This is a genomic window from Agromyces hippuratus, from assembly GCF_013410355.1.
GTDB classification, from domain to species: Bacteria; Actinomycetota; Actinomycetes; order Actinomycetales; family Microbacteriaceae; genus Agromyces; species Agromyces hippuratus.
The window spans coordinates 2035651-2053792 of record NZ_JACCFI010000001.1; the positions used below are offsets into that span (position 1 = coordinate 2035651).

15 protein-coding genes are annotated in these 18142 nt (G+C 69.6%); 8 read left to right on the forward strand and 7 right to left on the reverse strand.

From position 1 onward, the window contains the following. The first annotated feature begins 125 nt into the window (after positions 1-125). Positions 126-1427 carry an MFS transporter gene (locus BJY17_RS09555; protein WP_322789796.1) on the forward strand — a complete coding sequence of 434 codons (1302 nt, stop codon included), beginning with the start codon at positions 126-128 and terminating at the stop codon, positions 1425-1427. Positions 1428-1466: 39 nt separating this feature from the next. Here the strand turns inward: BJY17_RS09555 and BJY17_RS09560 are convergent, their stop codons facing one another. Then, positions 1467-1832: a hypothetical protein gene (locus tag BJY17_RS09560; protein WP_179551143.1), complete on the reverse strand. Its 366-nt coding sequence runs from the start codon at positions 1830-1832 to the stop codon at positions 1467-1469. 137 nt (positions 1833-1969) lie between these two features. Between BJY17_RS09560 and BJY17_RS09565 the strand changes: the two genes are divergently transcribed. Next, positions 1970-3358, forward strand: a complete 1389-nt coding sequence (locus tag BJY17_RS09565; RefSeq protein WP_179551144.1) for an FAD-binding oxidoreductase — start codon at positions 1970-1972, stop codon at positions 3356-3358. A 9-nt stretch (positions 3359-3367) separates the two neighbouring features. Here BJY17_RS09565 and BJY17_RS09570 read toward each other — a convergent pair whose 3' ends face one another. From BJY17_RS09570 to BJY17_RS09590, 5 genes are all read right to left on the reverse strand, one after another. Continuing rightward, entirely contained in the window at positions 3368-3586 is a 219-nt protein-coding gene (locus BJY17_RS09570; RefSeq protein ID WP_179551145.1) for a hypothetical protein, read from the reverse strand. Between the two features lie 120 nt (positions 3587-3706). Continuing rightward, positions 3707-4723, reverse strand: a complete 1017-nt coding sequence (locus BJY17_RS09575; RefSeq protein ID WP_322789797.1) for a LacI family DNA-binding transcriptional regulator — start codon at positions 4721-4723, stop codon at positions 3707-3709. A 17-nt stretch (positions 4724-4740) separates the two neighbouring features. Next, the gene (locus BJY17_RS09580) at positions 4741-5568 is read right to left on the reverse strand and encodes a carbohydrate ABC transporter permease (RefSeq protein WP_179552799.1); all 828 of its coding nucleotides are present in this window, start codon (positions 5566-5568) and stop codon (positions 4741-4743) included. A 90-nt stretch (positions 5569-5658) separates the two neighbouring features. Beyond that, a complete protein-coding gene (locus BJY17_RS09585; protein ID WP_179551147.1) occupies positions 5659-6642 on the reverse strand; it encodes a carbohydrate ABC transporter permease in 984 nt (327 codons plus the stop codon). A gap of 75 nt (positions 6643-6717) precedes the next feature. Beyond that, positions 6718-8025 (reverse strand): ABC transporter substrate-binding protein, encoded by a 1308-nt coding sequence (locus tag BJY17_RS09590; protein ID WP_179551148.1) that lies wholly within the window; start codon positions 8023-8025, stop codon positions 6718-6720. 350 nt (positions 8026-8375) lie between these two features. Here BJY17_RS09590 and BJY17_RS09595 point away from each other — a divergent pair, with 350 nt between their 5' ends. The 4 genes from BJY17_RS09595 (at position 8376) to BJY17_RS09610 (ending at position 15378) form a co-directional block, all read left to right on the forward strand. Further along, complete coding sequence (locus BJY17_RS09595) at positions 8376-10364, forward strand: beta-galactosidase (protein WP_179552800.1); 1989 nt, start codon at positions 8376-8378, stop codon at positions 10362-10364. A 108-nt stretch (positions 10365-10472) separates the two neighbouring features. Continuing rightward, the gene (locus BJY17_RS09600) at positions 10473-12656 is read left to right on the forward strand and encodes a glycosyl hydrolase 53 family protein (RefSeq protein WP_322789798.1); all 2184 of its coding nucleotides are present in this window, start codon (positions 10473-10475) and stop codon (positions 12654-12656) included. Between the two features lie 258 nt (positions 12657-12914). Continuing rightward, on the forward strand, positions 12915-14603 hold the full coding sequence (locus BJY17_RS09605) for a putative Ig domain-containing protein (RefSeq protein WP_179551149.1): 1689 nt from the start codon (positions 12915-12917) through the stop codon (positions 14601-14603). Positions 14604-14688: 85 nt separating this feature from the next. Further along, positions 14689-15378, forward strand: coding sequence for a VOC family protein (locus BJY17_RS09610; RefSeq protein ID WP_179551150.1), 690 nt, complete (start codon positions 14689-14691; stop codon positions 15376-15378). Positions 15379-15407: 29 nt separating this feature from the next. Here the strand turns inward: BJY17_RS09610 and BJY17_RS09615 are convergent, their stop codons facing one another. Then, entirely contained in the window at positions 15408-16703 is a 1296-nt protein-coding gene (locus BJY17_RS09615; RefSeq protein ID WP_179551151.1) for a hypothetical protein, read from the reverse strand. 140 nt (positions 16704-16843) lie between these two features. Here BJY17_RS09615 and BJY17_RS09620 point away from each other — a divergent pair, with 140 nt between their 5' ends. Both BJY17_RS09620 and BJY17_RS18770 read left to right on the forward strand, forming a co-directional pair. Next, positions 16844-17221: a YciI family protein gene (locus tag BJY17_RS09620; RefSeq protein WP_179551152.1), complete on the forward strand. Its 378-nt coding sequence runs from the start codon at positions 16844-16846 to the stop codon at positions 17219-17221. Beyond that, on the forward strand, positions 17146-18114 hold the full coding sequence (locus BJY17_RS18770) for a nuclease-related domain-containing protein (protein ID WP_179551153.1): 969 nt from the start codon (positions 17146-17148) through the stop codon (positions 18112-18114). The genes BJY17_RS09620 and BJY17_RS18770 overlap by 76 nt, the downstream gene beginning before the upstream one ends. Positions 18115-18142 lie beyond the last annotated feature (28 nt).

Genomic DNA, 18142 nt, shown 5'->3' on the forward strand with positions numbered 1-18142 from the left:
CGCGGATTTCAACCGGGTTGCGAGCGAGCATACGTGAAGTGGGTCAGATGACCTAGTAATCCGGAGAACTCACTCCGCCTTGCGCCGTCCCCGGGCGCGATCGCGGCTGGTCATACACTGAGCGGGTGCGCGAAGAGGTGACTCGAACCGGCACCGATGCCGAGCCTCGCTCGCGCGAGGTGCTCCGCGTCCCCGCCTTCGCACTGTTCTGGAGTGCCACGACGATCCGCGCCTTCGGGAGCGCGATCGCCGGCGTCGCCTTCCAGGTGCTGATCGTGACGGTGTTGAACGCCACACCCATCGAGATCAGCATCCTGAGCGCGCTCGGCGTGGTGCCGTACCTCTTCCTCGGCCTGATTGTCGGTGCGCTCATGGACCGGTGGCGGCGTCAACGGACGTTGATCGTCACGAGCATCGGGCGAGCGATCGTCCTCGGGTCGATCCCCGTGCTGCTCCTCCTCGACGCGCTCACCTTCTGGTCGCTCGCCGCCGTCATGCTGACGCTCGGCATCCTGACGCTCTTCGCGGACTCCGCCGCCCAGCCGCTCCTCCCGAACCTCGTACCGCGCGGCTCACTCGTGATGGCCAACGCGCGGCTGGGTCAGAGCGAGACCGTCGCGGGAACGGCCGGGCCCGCGCTGGGCGGCGCCCTGTTCACCCTGCTCGGTGCACCGATCCTCTTCGCATTCGACGCGGTGATCAACGCCGTCTCGGCGGTGCTCCAATCCCGCATCTCGGTGCAGGAGGCAGCGCCGCAGCCCCGCCCTCGGGGGCGTCACATCGGGCACGACATCGTCGAAGGACTGCGCTACACCTATCGGCACCGCACCCTCCGCCCGCTCGCGCTCTCGATCCACATCTGGTTCCTCGCGAACAGCATCGTGTCGACCGTGTTCGCCGTCTTCGTCCTCCGGGAGTTGGACCTCGCGCCCGGGGCGTTCGGCGTCGCACTCGCCTTCGGCGGTGTCGGCGGCTTTCTCGGGGCCCTCTTCGCGCCTCGCATCGGCATGCGACTCGGCGCAGGGCGGGCGATCCTGTTGGGCCGCGCGCTCGCCATCGTGCCGTGGCTCGCGCTTGCGGTACTGCCGGTGGACGCCTCGACCGATCTCGGAGTGCTCCTGCCCGTCGTCTCGGCGGCGCAGTTCGTCTTCGGCCTCTCGATGGGCATCGAGGATGCCAACGACACCGGCTATCGACAGGCCGTGGCGCCCGACGCGATCCAGGGCCGCATGAACTCGACCATCCGAACGGTCAATCGCGTCGTCTTCTTCCTCGGCGCCCTGCTGACGGGGCTCCTCGCGACGTTCCTGGGCTACCAGCCGACCTTCGGGGTCGCCGCGATCATCTTCACCGTCGCCGCCCTCGTCGTCGCGGTGTCGCCGCTGCGCAGCGCTCGCCACGAGGACGCGGCGGAGACGCACGCCTGAGGCCTCACGGTCTGCTGAGACCTCAGGTGCGTCGGGGCGCTACCGCTCGCCGAGCAGCAGTCCGCGCTGCATCGTCTCGGCGCGCATCGCGTTCACGAAATCGGCGTACGCGTTCTTGCTCTTCGCGTAGCCGATCGCGCCGCCCTTGACGGCGCCGAGCGCGCCATCCTGGTCGAAGCGCAGCCAGGTGTTGCCGTGCTGGTCGACGCCGATGTCGAAGGTGAACGAGATGTGGAAGTTCTTGCCCGCCATCGCCCCGAGCAGCAGGGTCTTCGACAGGTTGCCGCGCTCGAGCTTGATGCTCGACTGCGACGGCTGCGTGGCCTCGTAGCCGAGGCCCTGTGCGATCGAGATCACGACGGGCACGGTCTGCTGTTCGTTGCCGGAGAGGATGAGTTCGGGCATGGCGTAGGGCTCCTTCTGATGGTGGGCGAGACGACGATATCGCGACCGTCAGCGGATGTCTCGTGGCCTCGTCTCGAGGGGCACGGCCGCCGCAACTCCCGCTGGCGGGCGTGAGACCCGAGGAGTAGCTTGGCGGAATGACCGTGGCGGTCGATGCAGCCGCGTTCAGCGAACTGGAGTCCGGGTTCGCTGGCGAGTTGGTGCGGCCGGAGGACGGCTCCTACGACGAGCACCGCCGGGTCTGGAACGGCTCGATCGATCGGCGCCCCGCCGTGATCGCACGATGCACCGGGGCCGACGACGTCGGTGCGGCGCTCCGCTTCGCCCGCCGCACGGCGCTGCCCGTGGCGGTTCGCGGCGGTGGCCACAGCTTTCCCGGGCTCTCGGTGTGCGACGACGGCATCGTCATCGATCTCGCACCGATGCGGGCGGTCACCGTCGATCCCGAGGCGCGCAGGGTGCACGTGCAGGCGGGTGCGCTGCTCGGCGACGTCGATCAGGCGACGCAGCCCGAGGGCCTCGCGGTGCCGAGCGGCATCGTCACGCACACCGGCGTGGCCGGGCTGACGCTCGGCGGCGGCATCGGATGGATCATGCGCAAGCACGGCCTGAGCATCGACCAGCTGTCGTCGGTCGACCTCATCACCGCCGAGGGCGAGCGCGTCGTCGCGAACGAGCACGAGAACGCCGACCTCTTCTGGGGTGTGCGCGGCGGCGGGGGCAACTTCGGCATCGTCACCGCCTTCGACTTCAACCTGTGCGAGGTCGGGCCGACCGTCGTCGCAGGCCCGATCTTCTGGCCGATCGCGCAGTCGCCGCAGGTGCTGCGGTTCTACCGCGACTGGATCGCCGACGCGCCCGACGAGCTCATGACGATCGTGCTGCACCGCAAGGCGCCGCCACTCCCCTACGTTCCGCCCGAGCTGCACGGCGAGCTCATCGTCGGCGTGATCTGCTGCTACACCGGCGACATCGAGGAGGGCGAGCGGATCGTTCGCCCGATGAAGCGATTCGGCTCACCGGTGCTCGACCTCTGCGAACCGAAGCCCTTCCTCGAGCACCAGTCGATGTTCGACCCCTCCTTCCCACCCGGCCGCTGGTACTACTTCCGCTCCTGCGACGTCGCCGAACTGAACGACGAGGTCATCGACATCACCGTCGAACACACGAGGCGCATCCAGTCGCCGCTGACGAGCTTTCCCATCTGGCAGATGGGCGGGGCGGTGGCGAGGGTCGGCGAGGGCGAGACCGCCTTCAACGGGCGCGGCGTCGGGCACACCTTCAACATCAACGCGGCGACCGCGACATCCGAGGGCTTCGATGCCGAACGCGAATGGGTGCGCGACTTCTGGTCGGCGCTCGAGCCGTTCCACACGAGCGTCTACGTGAACTTCCTCATGGAGGAGGGCGAGGATCGCATCCGCCAGGCCTACGGACCGGAGAAGTACGACCGGCTGAAGGCACTCAAGCGCAAGTACGACCCCGGCAACCTCTTCCGGCTGAACCAGAACATCCCGCCGGACTAGCCAGTCGCCTCACTCGCGCGGGGTGCGATGCCCGCCACCGGTGTCGAGGTCGTCGCCGGCCTCGAGATCGGGCCCGTCGCTCTCGGTGATGTTCGCCCCGTCGAAGAACGGATCGACTCCGAGCTCGCGGGCGTGCTCAGCACGCAGGCGCTGTTGTTCGTTCGCATCGTCGGCGAAGTCCCGGTCGTCGGGAAGCTCTCGATCGTCACGGCCCGTGGTGTCGTTCATGTTCGCCCTCCTCGGTTTCCTGTGCGGATGCGTTCAGGCGAATTCGCGGGGAGCGTCACCGCACGGGGTTGCGCGGCGCCCGCATGCAGTGCGAGGGCGACTCCTCGTTCTTCGGCACGCTCAGGCCGACTCGCGGCGCACGAGCTCGGTCGGCAGCGTCATGCGCCCGGCCGGCCGGCCGTCGATCACGTCGAGCAGCATCCGCACCATCTCGTGAGCGATGCGCTCGAACGGCTGGCGCATCGTCGTGAGCGCGGGCTCGACGCGCGTCGCGATCGGCGCGTCGTCGAACCCGGCGACCGCGACGTCGTCGGGCACGCGGCGCCCGCGCGACTGCAGCACCTCGACCGCGCCGGCGGCCATCACATCGTTCGCCACGAACACGGCGTCGAGATCGGGCACGCGCTCGAGCAGCTCCGTCATGGCCTGCGCCCCGCTCGCGCGCGAGTAGTCGCCCTCGGCGACGAGCTGCCCGTCGAACGCGTCGCCGAGCTCGAGCCGGTACCCCTCGAGCCGGCCGATGCCGCCCGAGGTGTCGACCGGCCCGCTGATCGTGGCGATGCGCCGCCGACCCGAATCGCGCAGGTACGCCACCATGTCGCGGGCGCCCTCGAGGTCGTCAGCGGCGACGTAGCCGATGCGGCGCTCGTAGCCGAGCGGCACCCCGCACGCGACGACGGGCACTTCGGCGTCGACGAGCGACTTCAGGAATCCCTCGCGGCCGAGGTGCGACGAGACGAGCAGTGCGCCGTCGACGTGTCCGGCGGTGATGAACTCGGTCGCCCGCCGCTGCTCGTCGTCGGAGCCGGCCATGAGCAGCACGAGCGGCAGGTCGCGTTCGGCGAGCGCGTCGGCTGCCCCGCGCATGAGCACGGCGAAGTTCGGGTCCTCGAAGAGCCGGTCGTGCGACTCGGTGAGCAGGAACGCGATCGAGTTCGCCCGGGCGGTCGCGAGGTTCCGCGCGTGCGGGTTGATGCGGTACCCGGTCTTCTTGATGGCGCGCTCGACGGCCTCACGCGCTGTGGGGCTCACCCAGTGACCGCCGTTCAGCACCCGGGAGACCGTGCCGCGGGACACCCCGGACTCGCGGGCGACGTCCTCGATGGTGGGACGCCTGCGGGGCGCGTTCTCAGTCACGTGGCCAGTGTATGAGTTCATGCCTTCACGGCACCGGCGGCGAGGTCGACGCGCCAGTAGCGCTGCAGCACGAGGAAGAGCACGATGAGCGGAACGATCGACAGCAGCGCCCCCGTGATCACGAGCGTGTACATCGCCGGCAACGACGCCCCCTGGTTCAAGAGGCCCGAGAGCCCGACCGTGATCGGGAACAGCTCGTCGTTGCCGAGCATGATGTACGGCAGCATGAAGTTGTTCCACACGGCGACGAACTGGAACAGGAAGATCGTCACGAGCCCCGGCCCCATCATCGGCAGCGCGATGCGGTGGAAGATGTAGAGCTCGCGCGCCCCCTCGGTGCGGGCGGACTCGATGATGTCGGTCGGCACGGCGGCCGCGGCGTAGATGCGGGCGAGGTAGATGCCGTACGGGCTGATCAGCTGCGGCAGCAGTACCGACCAGTAGGTGTTCGTGAGGCCGACCTGCGCGAGCAGCAGGTACTGCGGGATCGCGACGATGACGCCGGGCACGAGCACGCCCATGATCAGCACCCGGAACACGACGTTCTTGCCCGGGAACACGTACTTCGCGAGCGCGTAGCCCGACAGTGCCGAGACGTAGGTCGAGACGATCGCGCCGAAGCCGGCGTAGAGCGCGGTGTTCGCCATCCACCGCCAGTAGAGGCCGTCACGGTAGTTCGTCAGCTCGACGATGTTGTCCCACAGGTGGGTCGACGGCGCGAAGGTGAACGTCGAGAACAACTCCGACGCATCCTTCGTCGAGGCGATCACGACCCAGGCGACGGGCAGCAGGCAGTACAGGGCGCCGAGCAGCAGCACGGCGGTGGAGCCGATGGCGAGCGGCATCCGCTGGTCGCCTTTTCGGCTGCGGCGATCGGATGCCTCGTGGAAGTCGGGCACGACCATGGCGCGGGTCTGGTTGGTGATGGTCACGGCTCAGTCCTCCTGGCCGAAGGCGCGTCGCTGCACGACGCGGAGGAACAGGAAGGAGATGGCGAACGTCGCGACGGCGATGATCACCGAGGTGGCCGCGGCCGAGTAGATGTCGTCGCGCGTGAACGCGTCGCGGTAGACGTACATGAGCGGCGACCAGGTCGTCGAGAGGCTGTTGGTGAGCGGCCGCAGCGTGGTCGGCTCGGCGAAGACCTGCAGCGTCGCGATCATCGAGAACAGCGCGGTCATGATGAGCGCGGGCATGATGATCGGCACCTTGATGCGCAGCGCGATCTGGCGCTCGCTCGCGCCGTCGATGCGCGCGGCCTCGTAGATCTCGGTCGGCACGGCCTTCAGCGAGGTGTACATCACGATCATGTTGAAGCCGACGCCGCCCCAGAGCCCGATGTTCGCGATGGCGAACACGACGAGGCCGGGCGAGAGCAGCGAGGGCACGTCGTCCCACCCGAGCTGCTCGAAGATCCAGTAGAACGGGCTGACCGCCGGCAGGTAGAGGAAGCCCCAGAGCAGCGACGAGATGACCGCGGGCACCGCGTAGGGCAGGAAGATCGAGACCCGCGAGAAGCCCTTCGCCCCCGTGCGCCGCGCGTCGAGCAGCAGCGCGAAGAGCAGCGCGAGGCCGAGCATCGTCGGCACGAGGATGAGCCCGTAGACGAGCACCCGGCCGACGCTCGCGAGGAACTCGGGGTCGGTGAACGTGGCGACGTAGTTCTCGAGGCCGGCGAAGGCGCGGGTGCGCGAGCCCGAACCGAGACCGAGGCCCGACACGAGCTCCTTCTGGAACGAGAGCACGAAGGTGTAGAGGATCGGCGCGGCCATGAACAGCGTGAAGAGCACGATGCCGGGCGCGAGCATCATCCACGGGATGACGTGACGGCGGGCGGCGCTGCGCCGTTTCGCCGGATGCTGCGGCGCGGGCCGGGCCGGCCGGGTAGCGCCGCTCGGGGCGTCGACCGTTGCGGTCATGTGTCGGTCCTTCCAGGGGGCGGGTGGAGCTGGTGGTGAGGGGGCGCCGCGGCGCGGCGCCCCCTCACGCGCGAGCTAGTCGGCGACGGTGAAGCCGCTCGACTCCAGGTCGTCGACCGTGATCTGCTGCATCGCCGCGACCGCGTCGAGGAACGCCTGCCGGGTCTTCGACTCGGCCGCCTTCGCGAACTCGTCGTTGTAGGCGCTGAACGCGACGTTCACGTTCGGGCCGTACTGGAACGGCGCGACCGACTGGGCGGCCTCGGCCGCGACGTCGTAGAAGTCGGGCTGGTTGCTGAAGAACTCGGGCGCCCCCGAGAGGGTGGATGCCGCGGCATCCGTCGAGGCCGGGTAGATGCCGGTCTCGGTGACGAGGGCCTGCACGGCGTCGGGGTCGGTGTTCAGCCAGGTGGCGAACTTCACCGCGGCGTCGACGTGCTCCGACTGCGAGGTGACCGCCGTCGACGAGCCGCCCCAGTTGCCGTTGGAGTCGCCATCGCCCCAGTTCGGCAGGGTCGCGGCCTTCCACAGGCCCGCGGTGTCGGCGGCATTGCCGCTCAGCACGCCGGGGCCCCAGACTGCGCCGAGCCAGCCGGCCTGCGTGCCGTCGTTCAGGGCTGCGTTCCACTCGGGGGTGTACATCGGCTTGTTGTCGATCACGCCCTCCTCGACGAGCCCGCCCCAGTAGTCGGCGACCTGCTGCGTGGGCTCCTCGTCGATGCCGACGCCCCAGGCGTCGCCGTCGATCGACCACCACTCGGCCTCGGCCTGCTGCGCGAGCCCTGCGAACCAGCCGGCGTCGTTCGACGAGAAGGTGCCGAGGTACTTGCTCGGGTCGGCCGCGTGCAGTGCCCGGGCCGTCTCGGCGTACTCGTCCCACGTGGTCGGCACGGTGAGGCCGAGCTGGGTGAAGATGTCGTCGCGGTAGTAGAACATCATGGGCCCGGTGTCCTGCGGGATCGCGTAGAGCGCGTCGCCGCCGAGGGTGACGGAGTCCCACACGCCCGACGGGAACTCGCCCGAGAGGTCGGCGGCGCTCGTGCCGGCGAGGTCGGCGAGCGCGTCGCTCGAGACGAGCGTCGGGATCTTCTGGTACTCGGCCTGGATCAGGTCGGGTGCGCCGCTGCCGGCCTTGATCGCCGTGAGCAGCTTGGTGATCGCGGGGTCGCCGCCGTCCTGCTTGTTGACGGTGACCTGGATGTCGGGGTTCTCGTCGTTCCAGAGGTCGACGACCTTGTCGAGGTTCGGCGCCCAGGCCCAGTAGGTGAGTTCCACCGGGTCGTCGGCGCTGCCTCCGGAACCGGCATCGGCCGAGCAACCGGTCATGATCAGCGCTGCTGCGGCAACGGCTGCAACGGCGCCGGTGCGGAATGCTGCACGCATTCGTCCTCCTTGTCGAAAGCTGTGATTGCGGATGCCCCGTGGCCGCACGCGATCGAGAGAGGACCACGCTGTGCCTGTGAGCGATCCCAGTAACGCACAGCCTCGCTTTCATGTCAACTCCGGGCTTATTAGATGGCGTAACGATCTCGACCTGTGTTAGAACTGTGACCGCACACAGTTTCAAGGGAGAACACTCCATGCCTTCGCAGCCTGCGCCGACCTCACGCCCAGCCCCCGTCACGGGCGCCGAGGCGACCACCGCCGCCGCTTCCGCGGCCTCGACGTCGACGACCTCGGCGGCTCCGTCGCCGGCCGCGTCCGCGTCAGCGGCGCCGGTCCGCAGCGGCTGGATGCCCGGCACCTCGTCGATCCGCTTCGGCGGCGACTACAACCCCGAGCAGTGGACCCGTGAGACCTGGCTCGAGGACATCGAGCTCATGCGCGAGGCCGGCGTGAACCTCGTGAGCGTCGGCATCTTCTCGTGGGCGCTGCTCGAGCCGCGCGAGGGCGAGTACGACTTCGCGTTCCTCGACGAGGTGCTCGACCTGCTCGCGGGTGCCGGCATCGACGTCGACCTCGGCACCCCCACGACCGTGCCGCCGGCCTGGTTCTGGAAGGCGTACCCTCAGGCGCGGCCCGTGACCCGCGACGGCGTCGCCCTCGGCTTCGGGTCGCGCGGCATCGTGAGCCCGAGCAGCCCCGAGTACCGCCGCGCGGCGTCGGCGATCGCCGAGCGGCTCGCCGAGCGCTACGCGCAGCACCCCGCGGTCGTCATGTGGCACGTGCACAACGAGTACGGCGCGCCCGTCTCCGAGAGCTTCGACGAGGCATCCGTCGCGAACTTCCGTCGCTGGCTCGCCGCGCGCTACGGATCGCTCGACGCGCTGAACCGCGCGTGGGGCACGACCTTCTGGGGGCAGGTCTACGGCGAGTGGGACGAGATCGACGCACCGCGCCAGTCCGCGAGTGTCTCGAACCCCGCCCACCAGCTCGACTTCAAGCGGTTCAGCTCCGACGCGCTGCTCGAGTGCTTCGTGCTCGAGCGCGACGCGATCCGCCGGCACGCGACGCAGCCCGTCACGACGAACTTCATGGCCACGAGCTGCCCCTCGGTCGACTACTGGAGGTGGGCGCCCGAGGTCGACATCGTCTCGAACGACCACTACCTCACGGCCTCGCGCATCGACGCCCACGTGATGCTCGCGATGGACGCCGACTTCACCCGCTCGCTCGCGGCCGGCCGCCCGTGGGTGCTCATGGAGCACTCGACCTCGGCGGTCAACTGGCAGCCGCGCAACGTGGCGAAGCGCCCCGGCGAGCTCGCGCGCAACAGCATGGCCCACCTCGCCCGCGGCGCCGATGCGATCATGTTCTTCCAGTTCCGGGCGAGCCGGTTCGGCGCCGAGAAGTTCCACTCGGCGATGCTCCCCCACGCCGGCCGTTCGTCGCGCGTGTGGAAGGAGGTCGTGGGGCTCGGTGAGCTCGTGGGCGACCTGTCGGAACTGCGCGGCAGCCGGGTCGAGGCATCCGTCGCCGTGATCTGGAGCACCGAGTCGTTCTGGGCGCAGGAGCTCGAGTGGCGCCCCTCGGTCGACCTCTCGCACCGCGAGCGGCTCGAGGCGTTCTACTCCGAGCTCTGGAAGCTCGGGGTGACCGTCGACTTCGTGCACCCCGGCGCCGACCTGTCGGGCTACTCGGCCGTGTTCGCGCCGTCGCTGTACCTGCTCGACGAGGCGTCAACCGCCAACCTGCAGGCCTATGTGGCCGGCGGCGGCGTGCTCGCCGTGTCGTACTTCTCGGGCATCGTCGACGAGTTCGACTCAGTGCCGGCCGGTCCGTTCCCGGGCCGCCTGCGCGAGGTGCTGGGGCTGGCGATCGAGGAGTTCCAGCCGCTCCGCGAGGGCGGCCTCGTCGAGCTCACCAACGGGTCGAGCGGCGCCGTGTGGACCGACGAGATCCACCTCGAGGGCGCGGCCGCCGTCGAGGGCTTCGTCGACGGACCTGCCGCGGGCCTGCCCGCCATCACCCGCAACGCGCTCGGCGACGGCGCCGCCTGGTACCTCTCGACGAGGCTCGACGGCGACGAGCTCGCCGCGTTCATCGGGGGCGTGCTCGCCGATGCCGGCCTCGAGGTCGCGCCGCCGCCGACCGGGCTCGAACGCGTCTTCCGCGTCGCGGGCGACGGCACCCGCTTCGTCGTCGCGATCAACCACGCCAAGACCGACGCGGTGATCGCGGCGGCGGGCGTCGATGTCGCGACCGGCGAAGCGACGGATGCCTCGACGCTCGTGCCGGCCGGCGGCACCCGGGTCATCCGGCTTGCGGCGAGCGAGGGGTAACCGGCACCAGACCAGCACCACCAGAACCGAACACCGCAGCGTCGCGGATCCGTTCGCCCGACTCGGGCGGCGACCCGCGAGGCTGCCAGATCGAGAGGGACACGGATCGTGCAGAGACAACCAGGAAGGGCCGGGGCGGCAGCCCTGGCGGCGACCCTCGCCACCCTGATCGCGATACCCGCGGGGGCTTCGGCTGCCGCGGAATCCGAACCGGGTGACGGCCCGGTCGAGGCGGGCATCTCCGTCGCGAAGGTCGACGGCCTCTCCCCCGACTTCGTGAACGGCGTCGACGTCTCGACGGTGCTCTCGCTCGAAGAGAGCGGCGTGGTCTTCCGCGATGGGTCGGGCGCGCCTGCCGATCTCTTCGACGTGCTCGCCGCCGACGGCGTGAACGCCGTGCGCGTGCGGGTGTGGAACGACCCGTTCGACGCGACCGGCCGCGGCTACGGCGGCGGCGACGTCGACGTCGCACGCGCCGTCGAGATCGGGCAGCGGGCCACCGCGGCGGGCCTCGAAGTTCTCGTCGACTTCCACTACTCCGACTTCTGGGCCGACCCCGGGCGCCAGCTCGTGCCGAAGGCGTGGGCAGGGCTCAGCGACGCCGAGACCGTGACCGCGCTGCACGACTTCACGGTGTCGTCGCTGCGGGCGTTCGAGGCGGCCGGCGTCGACGTGTCGATGGTGCAGATCGGCAACGAGACGAACAATGCGATCGCCGGGCACACGCGTGCCGGCACGGCGATCGACGCGCAGTTCGCAGCCCTCGTCTCGGCGGGCAGCGCGGCCGTGCGCGAGACGCTGCCCGACGCGCTCGTCGCGGTGCACTTCACCAACCCCGAGACGCCCGGCCGCTACGCGACCTACGCCGCTGGCCTCGCGCAGTTCGGCGTCGATTACGACGTCTTCGCGAGCTCGTACTACCCGTACTGGCACGGCACCACCGAGAACCTCACGGCGGTGCTCGACGACATCGCGACGAGCTACGGCAAGCAGGTGATGGTCGCCGAGACCTCGTGGGCGCGCACCCTCGACGACGGCGACGGGTACGGCAATGTCATCGGCGCGAGCGGCATCACCGGGCAGTACCCCGTGAGCGTGCAGGGCCAGGCGACCCAGCTGCGCGACGTGATCGCCGCGGTCGCCGCCGTCGGCGACGCGGGCCTCGGCGTCTTCTACTGGGAGCCCGCGTGGCTGCCCGTCGGGCCGCCGAGCGAGGTCGAGGCGAACCGGGTGCTCTGGGAGCGCGACGGCTCGGGGTGGGCGACGAGCGCCGCGAGCGACTACGACCCCGTGCACGTCGGCGAGTTCTACGGCGGCTCGGCGTGGGACAACCAGTCGCTCTTCGCGTGGGACGGCACGCCCCTCGAGTCGCTGCGCACCTTCGAGTACGTCGTCACCGGTGCGGTCGCCCCGCGCGCGATCACGACGATCGAGCAGGTCGCGCTGACGGTGACGGATGGCTCGCCGGTGACCCTGCCCGACACGATCGCCGTGGAGTTCAACGACGGCACCACGGAGCATCCGTCGGTCGAATGGAGCAGCGCGGTCGACTGGATCCGCGGACCGGGGTCGTACTCGATTCCCGGCACGACCGACTCGGGCCTGCAGGTCACGGCGACGGTCGACGTGGTCTCCCCGAACTTCGTGCAGAACCCGGGCTTCGAGAGCAGCGACATGGGCGCGTGGCAGCTCACCGGGCCCGCCTCGCGCCAGGAGAGCGCCGATGCGTCCGCCGGCGACTTCGCCGTGACGTTCTGGAACGGCGGGGCCTACGAGACCTCGGCGACGCAGACCCTCACGGGCGTGCCCGCCGGCACCTACGTGCTCGAGGCGACGACGCAGGGCACGAACAGCCCGTCGACCGACAGTCGCGTGCTCTTGGCGACCACGTCGGCCGGCTCGTGGAGCGCACCGCTCGAGTTCACGGCGTGGAACGAGTTCCACACCGCGTCGGTGCCTGGCGTCGTGGTCGGGGCTGACGGCGTCGTCGAGATCGCTGCGGAGTTCTCGCTCTCGGCGGGCGCGTGGGGCGTGCTCGATGAGGTGCGCCTGATCGCTCCCGAGTCGTCGGCCGAGCCGGTCGACACCGCGAAGCTCGAGGCGGCGCTCGCGGGTGCCGCCGCCATCGATCGCTCGAAGTACACGGCTGCCTCGCTTGCGAACCTCGACGACGCCGTCGCGATCGGCGAGGTGGTGCTCGCGGGCTCGCGGGCCACGGCACGCGACGTGAAGGATGCGACCAAGCTCGTCGAGAAGGCAGTGCAGCAGCTCAAGCGGGTCAAGCAGCAGTAGCCGGAACGACGAGGTGGGCGGATGCCGCGGCATCCGCCCATCTTCGTCGCCTTCCTCCTCGCGAACGAGATGGGGGACGAGACTCCTTCGACGCGGCGTCCTTGAGCCTGACATCGGGTACCACGTAGGCTGGGCCAAGTTTCCGCAACGGCTGGGGTGGTGCCGACGGGCGGCAAACGGTGACGTCCGGGGGGACACCAACCGATGTTCAGTTCACGAGCAGTCAGAGCAGCGGCGACAGGCGTACTGGTGGCAGGCATGATCGCGGTGCTCTCGCCGGCTACGAATGCGTTCGCGGCTCCGCCGCCGGTCATCGGAAATGACGGCGACTACACGTATGACCGCAGTTGGAGCACCTCGATCAGTGAACCCCCGGTCGGGTTCCTGGTGCCCTCATCGATCGTGGTGGCGCCTGACGGGAGCCTGTACGGGATCGCGAACTACTCCTCCGGGTCGTCCCAGAGCGTCGTCCACTACACCGCGACTGGGGAACTCATCGCCGCATGGCCCGCTCAGAATGGCGGGTCCCCGACTGGTCTGGCATTGGACGCGGATGGCAATCCAGTCGTACTCGAGACCGCCGGTGACGGCAGCAACCGGACGGTCAGCACGTACGACGGTACCGGCACGGTCTTGTCGACCACGTCTCTGCCTCCTGCCGAGGCCTCGTCAGCGGGCCTCGCCATCTCGCCTGACGGGGCCACCCTCTACGTCAGCGAGAGACCCTTCGATGGCGGCTTCACCATCGACGCGTACGACCGTGCCGGGGCCATCGCCGCACCCGCAATCACCATCCCTGACTTCGACGCAGGCTTTGCCGCATTCAATCTCAACATCACCTCCGATGGACGCTTGAGCGCACTTGGATTCGTTCAGGCACCCGAGTTCGCACAGAAGTTCGCGAGCGTCGACCCCGATGGAACGGATCTCATCTTCCGTGACACGCCTGACACCGCCACGTACTTCGGTCAGGTCACTGTGGGCCCCGACGACCTCCTGTATCACGTCAATCAAGACGGCGATTCGGTGATCACGATCACCGACGCGAACGGCACGGTGCTTCGCAGCATCCCCCGAACCGCCCTGGCTCCGTTCGACGGCAACGTCATCGGTGTGGCTGCCGGGCAGGACGGCACCGTCTACCTCACCGGGTACTTCTTCGACGGCACCGGCGAGACCGTCGGCGGAATCATGGCGCTCGTCCCGCTCACGTCCCCCGACCTCGCAGGAGCGACGAGCTCCCCTCTCGCCTGCGAACCGTTCTCCTTCGCGATCCAGGCGTCTGGCAACCCACCGCCCACCTACTACGAGGTGACCGCGGGAACGCTGCCGCCCGGGCTCGCGCTCGACCCCGACACCGGAGTCGTCTCAGGCACTCCCACCGCCCCCGGCGGAACCAGCATCGTCGAGATCACTGCATACAACGGAGTGACACCGACGGAGGCGACCACCACGAACGCGACGGCGACCTTCCAGTTCGACGTGGCGCTGAACACCTTCACCACCACGCCGCTGACCGTGACTGGCGACCCGGCGCCCGGCAGCGCCCTGACTGCGACGATGTCGGCCTGGACGCCGGAACCCGAGACGCTCACCTATCAGTGGTACCGCGACGACGTCGCCATCCCCGACGCCACTGGAGCCGACTACACGGTCGCCTCCGCTGACCAAGGGCACGTCCTCCGCGTTGCCGCGACCGGCGCCTCGCCGTGCTACGAGGACGCCACCGCAGAATCGGCACCCGTCACGGTCGCTGCAGCGCCAACGCCTCCCTCGCCTGGGCCTGACAGCGGATCCGGCACCACCGGCAGCGACGGCACCATCGCCGAGACCGGCTTCGACGTCGCCGGAACGACCCCGTTCATCGTCGGAGCCTTCGCCCTGCTCTTCGTCGGCGCACTGATGCTCACCACCCGCAGCCTCGCAGACCGGCGCGCGAGGCGATAGCCGGCGGCGCGAACGCGCCGTTCTCACCCACTCGAAGCGGATTCCCTGATGCCGCCGCGCCGCCGCAGCGCTACACTCCGCGACTATGGACATGCTGATGGGCGACCAGATCGCCGCGGCCGAACTGACCGACTGGCGCAAGCTCGCCCAGGGGCTCCATGCCCGGTACCTGATCGACGACTTCGGCACCGGCGCACGGTTCGTCGTCGCCGTGGGCGAGGCGGGCGACGCGCTCGACCACCACCCACGCGTCTCGATCGGCACCGGGTACGTCGACCTCGAGCTCGTCAGCGACGACGCCATCTACCGCGACGACGACGGTACTGAATACGTCGTCGAATGGGTGACCCAGCAGGATGTGGACCTCGCACGACGCATCACGTCGATCGCTGCCGACCACGGGCTCGCCGCCGATCCAGCGTCGGTCAGCGAGATCGAGCTCGGCCTCGACACGGCGCACTCGGCGACCATCGCACCGGTGTGGGCGGCCCTCCTGACCGGGAGCGCCGAGTCCCAGGGCCGCGGTACCCCCGGCGACGAGATCCGGGATGCCACGGTACGGGTGCCGAACCTGTGGTTCGAAGAAGTCGACGGGCAGGCCGCTTCGCGTCAGCGATTCCACCTCGAGGTCTACGTCGCGCCCGAGGCGGTCGAGCACCGGGTCGCCGCCGCCGTCGCCGCTGGCGGAACCATCGTCGACGACAGTGAAGCACCTTCGCTCACGGTGATCGCCGATCAAGACGGCAACCGGGGAGTCATTGCGACGAAGGGGTGAAGGCCGGCTCAGCTGCCGGCTCGATCTGCTCAGTTGCCCCCGCCACCACCATCGCCGCCGCCGAAGCCGCCGTCGAACCCGCCGCCCCCGTCGAAGCCACCGCCGCCACCGTCGCCGAAACCGCCGCCACCGCCGTCGCCGAACATGCCGTTGTCGCCGCCGGCGAGGTATCCGCCACCCCACCCCTTGGTGTCGGCGAGCATCGGCACGCCGAACCGGGAGTCCTCACCGCGCTGCAGCAGCCCGCCGCCCACGCCGATCGGCTGCACGAGTTCGGCGGCGACGATCGCGAGGCACGATGCGAGACGGTCGGCTGAGAGCGGCGCCGTCGAGTGGTACCAGGTCGGCGCCGTGCCCGACTTCGCCGCGACCTCCGCGAAGCTGCGCACCACGGATGTCTCGCCGAACAGCACCGCCCACGGCAGCAGCTTCTCGCCCGCGGCGACGGACGGGACATCCGCCCCCTCGATCGCCGCCCGCAGCTCGTTCGCCCGCGCGCGCAACTGCATGCCGGCCGCGTTCAGCGGAATCGCCCGCGGCAGGAACACGCGCACCGCGACCGCCGCCGCCCCGATCACGATCGCGCTCCAGGCCACCGACTTCGAGGGGGCATCGGGCAGGGTGAGGCTGATGACCCCGAGCACCACGCCGGCGAGGCCCGCGTAGCTCGTCACCCGGAATCGCATGCCGGGCCGCTTCTCGCGATACCAGGCGGCCGCGTCGCGGAACCCGTCGCGCGTGACCGCGAGCAGCTGCCCGTTGTTCTTCACGACCCGGTCGACGTCGACGCTCGTGCCGCGCGCGAGCGTGCGCGACCCGCCAACGAGCCCGGGCGCGAGCATGGCGATCACTGTGCCGTCGGCGCCCTCGTTCTCGACGTCGGTGCGAGCCGCCAGCGGATAGTCGCCGTCGAACACCAGCCGGATGTCCTTCGCGCTCCCCCGCTCCCCCTCGGGCAGGTCGACACCTTCACGGATGTCGCGGCGATCCTCGATCGCGATGACCCCGTTGACGGCGAGCAGCACGACCGTCGCGGGCAGCCACCTCGTCGCCGCCTCCCCCGACACGAACCCGACCGGCAGGATGCCCGCGGCCTCGGCATCGACGATGGCCAGCGCATCACCCGGCGGGGGCGGCCGCAGCCACGCGACGATGAGCGTGCCGACGCAGACCGCCGCGGTCAACGATGCGGCGAGCGCAATGAGCGGCAGGACGGCCGTGCTGAGGCTGCTACCCGGGGTTGCCGCGAGCAGCTCTGTGTCGGCGCCGGCATCGGCCAGGTCGACGATGACCTGGTGCAGTGCCGAAGCGAAGAAGTGCTTCATGAGCGGAGATTACTCCTGCTGATGCGCGGCGGGCGAGCGGCGCAGACGGTTGATTTCGAGCTCGTGTCGATATGAGCCGTGCTTGTTCGACGCATGAGTAGAGGGGCCGCCAACGGCACCCGACGACGAAAGGATCGATCATGACGCAGTACTTCCTCACCGTGCCCCACGACTCCGCCGAGGAGCCGACGATGGAGTCGATGCAGGAGTTCGAACCTGCCGAGTTCGCAGCGGTCATTGCCGCGGTCGACACGTTCAACGCAGAACTGAAGGAGTCGGGCGCGTTCGTGTTCGCTGGCGGCCTGAACCCGCCCTCGACCGCGAAGACGGTCGATGCCTCTTCGGGCGAGCCCCGCGTGCTCGACGAGCCGTTCGTCGAGGCGCCGTCATACGTCGGCGGATTCTGGGTGATCGAGGCGGCGGACGATGCCGCAGCCGTCGAATGGACCACCAAGGCTGCGCGGGCATTGCAGGGCCGCATCGAGGTACGCGCCCTGCAGGAGGCGCCCGAGGCGTAGCGAACGGCACACATGTCCCACCGGTGACCTACGCTGGCGCTACGCACCACCCGCGTCGGCCGGAAGGACACGAGCTCGTGAGCTCATCGCTCCCAGAACAACCTTCCGACGATGTGCCGCCGACGCTGATCGACCGACCACCAGGTGCCGGAGTGATCGCGAAGTGCCTCGCCCTGAACGCCGCCGCTCCGCCGCGTGGCTGGCTCGCTCGGGTCTTCGGGCATTCGCCTCTGGCCGCCGACGCGACGAGCTGGTACGGCGGCGCCCTCGGCGAACTCGCCGTCGGAGCCCGCCTTCAGGGTTTGAACGGCGACTGGACTGTGCTTCACTCCGTGCCGATCGGCAAGCACGACACCGACATCGACCACGTCATCGTCGGCCCGACCGGTGTCTTCACCATCAACACGAAGCGACACCCTGGTGGGCGCATCTGGCTGGGCGTCCACATGCTCATGATCAACGGACAGAAGACCGACTATCTCCGCAAGGCACGAGCAGAGGCGCTGCAAGCGTCTCGTCGGCTCACCGCCGCAAGCGGAGCGCCGGTCACGGCCACCCCGATCATCGTGCTGGTCGGCGCCAAAGCGATCACGGTGAAGCAACGCCCGGCGGACGTCGTGGTTCTTCGGGAGGAGGAACTCGTGCGCTGGCTTCAGTCGAAGCGCCGCGGGCCGCGAGTCACTCCCGCGCCCGCACTCCTATCGATCGTCGGGATGCCGCGAACGTGGCACGCCAATGGCGCTGCCGCGATCGAGACCTTCGACGCTTCCCACAACGCCACGTTCGCATTGCTCCGACGGTCGGTGGGCCGAGCCGCCGGTGTTCGAGCGGTGTGGGTGTTCGGTGTCGTCGTCGCAGCACTCGCGACATCCTTCGGGCTGCTGACGGGGTAGTTCGCGAACGAGGCCGGCGCCACTTGCG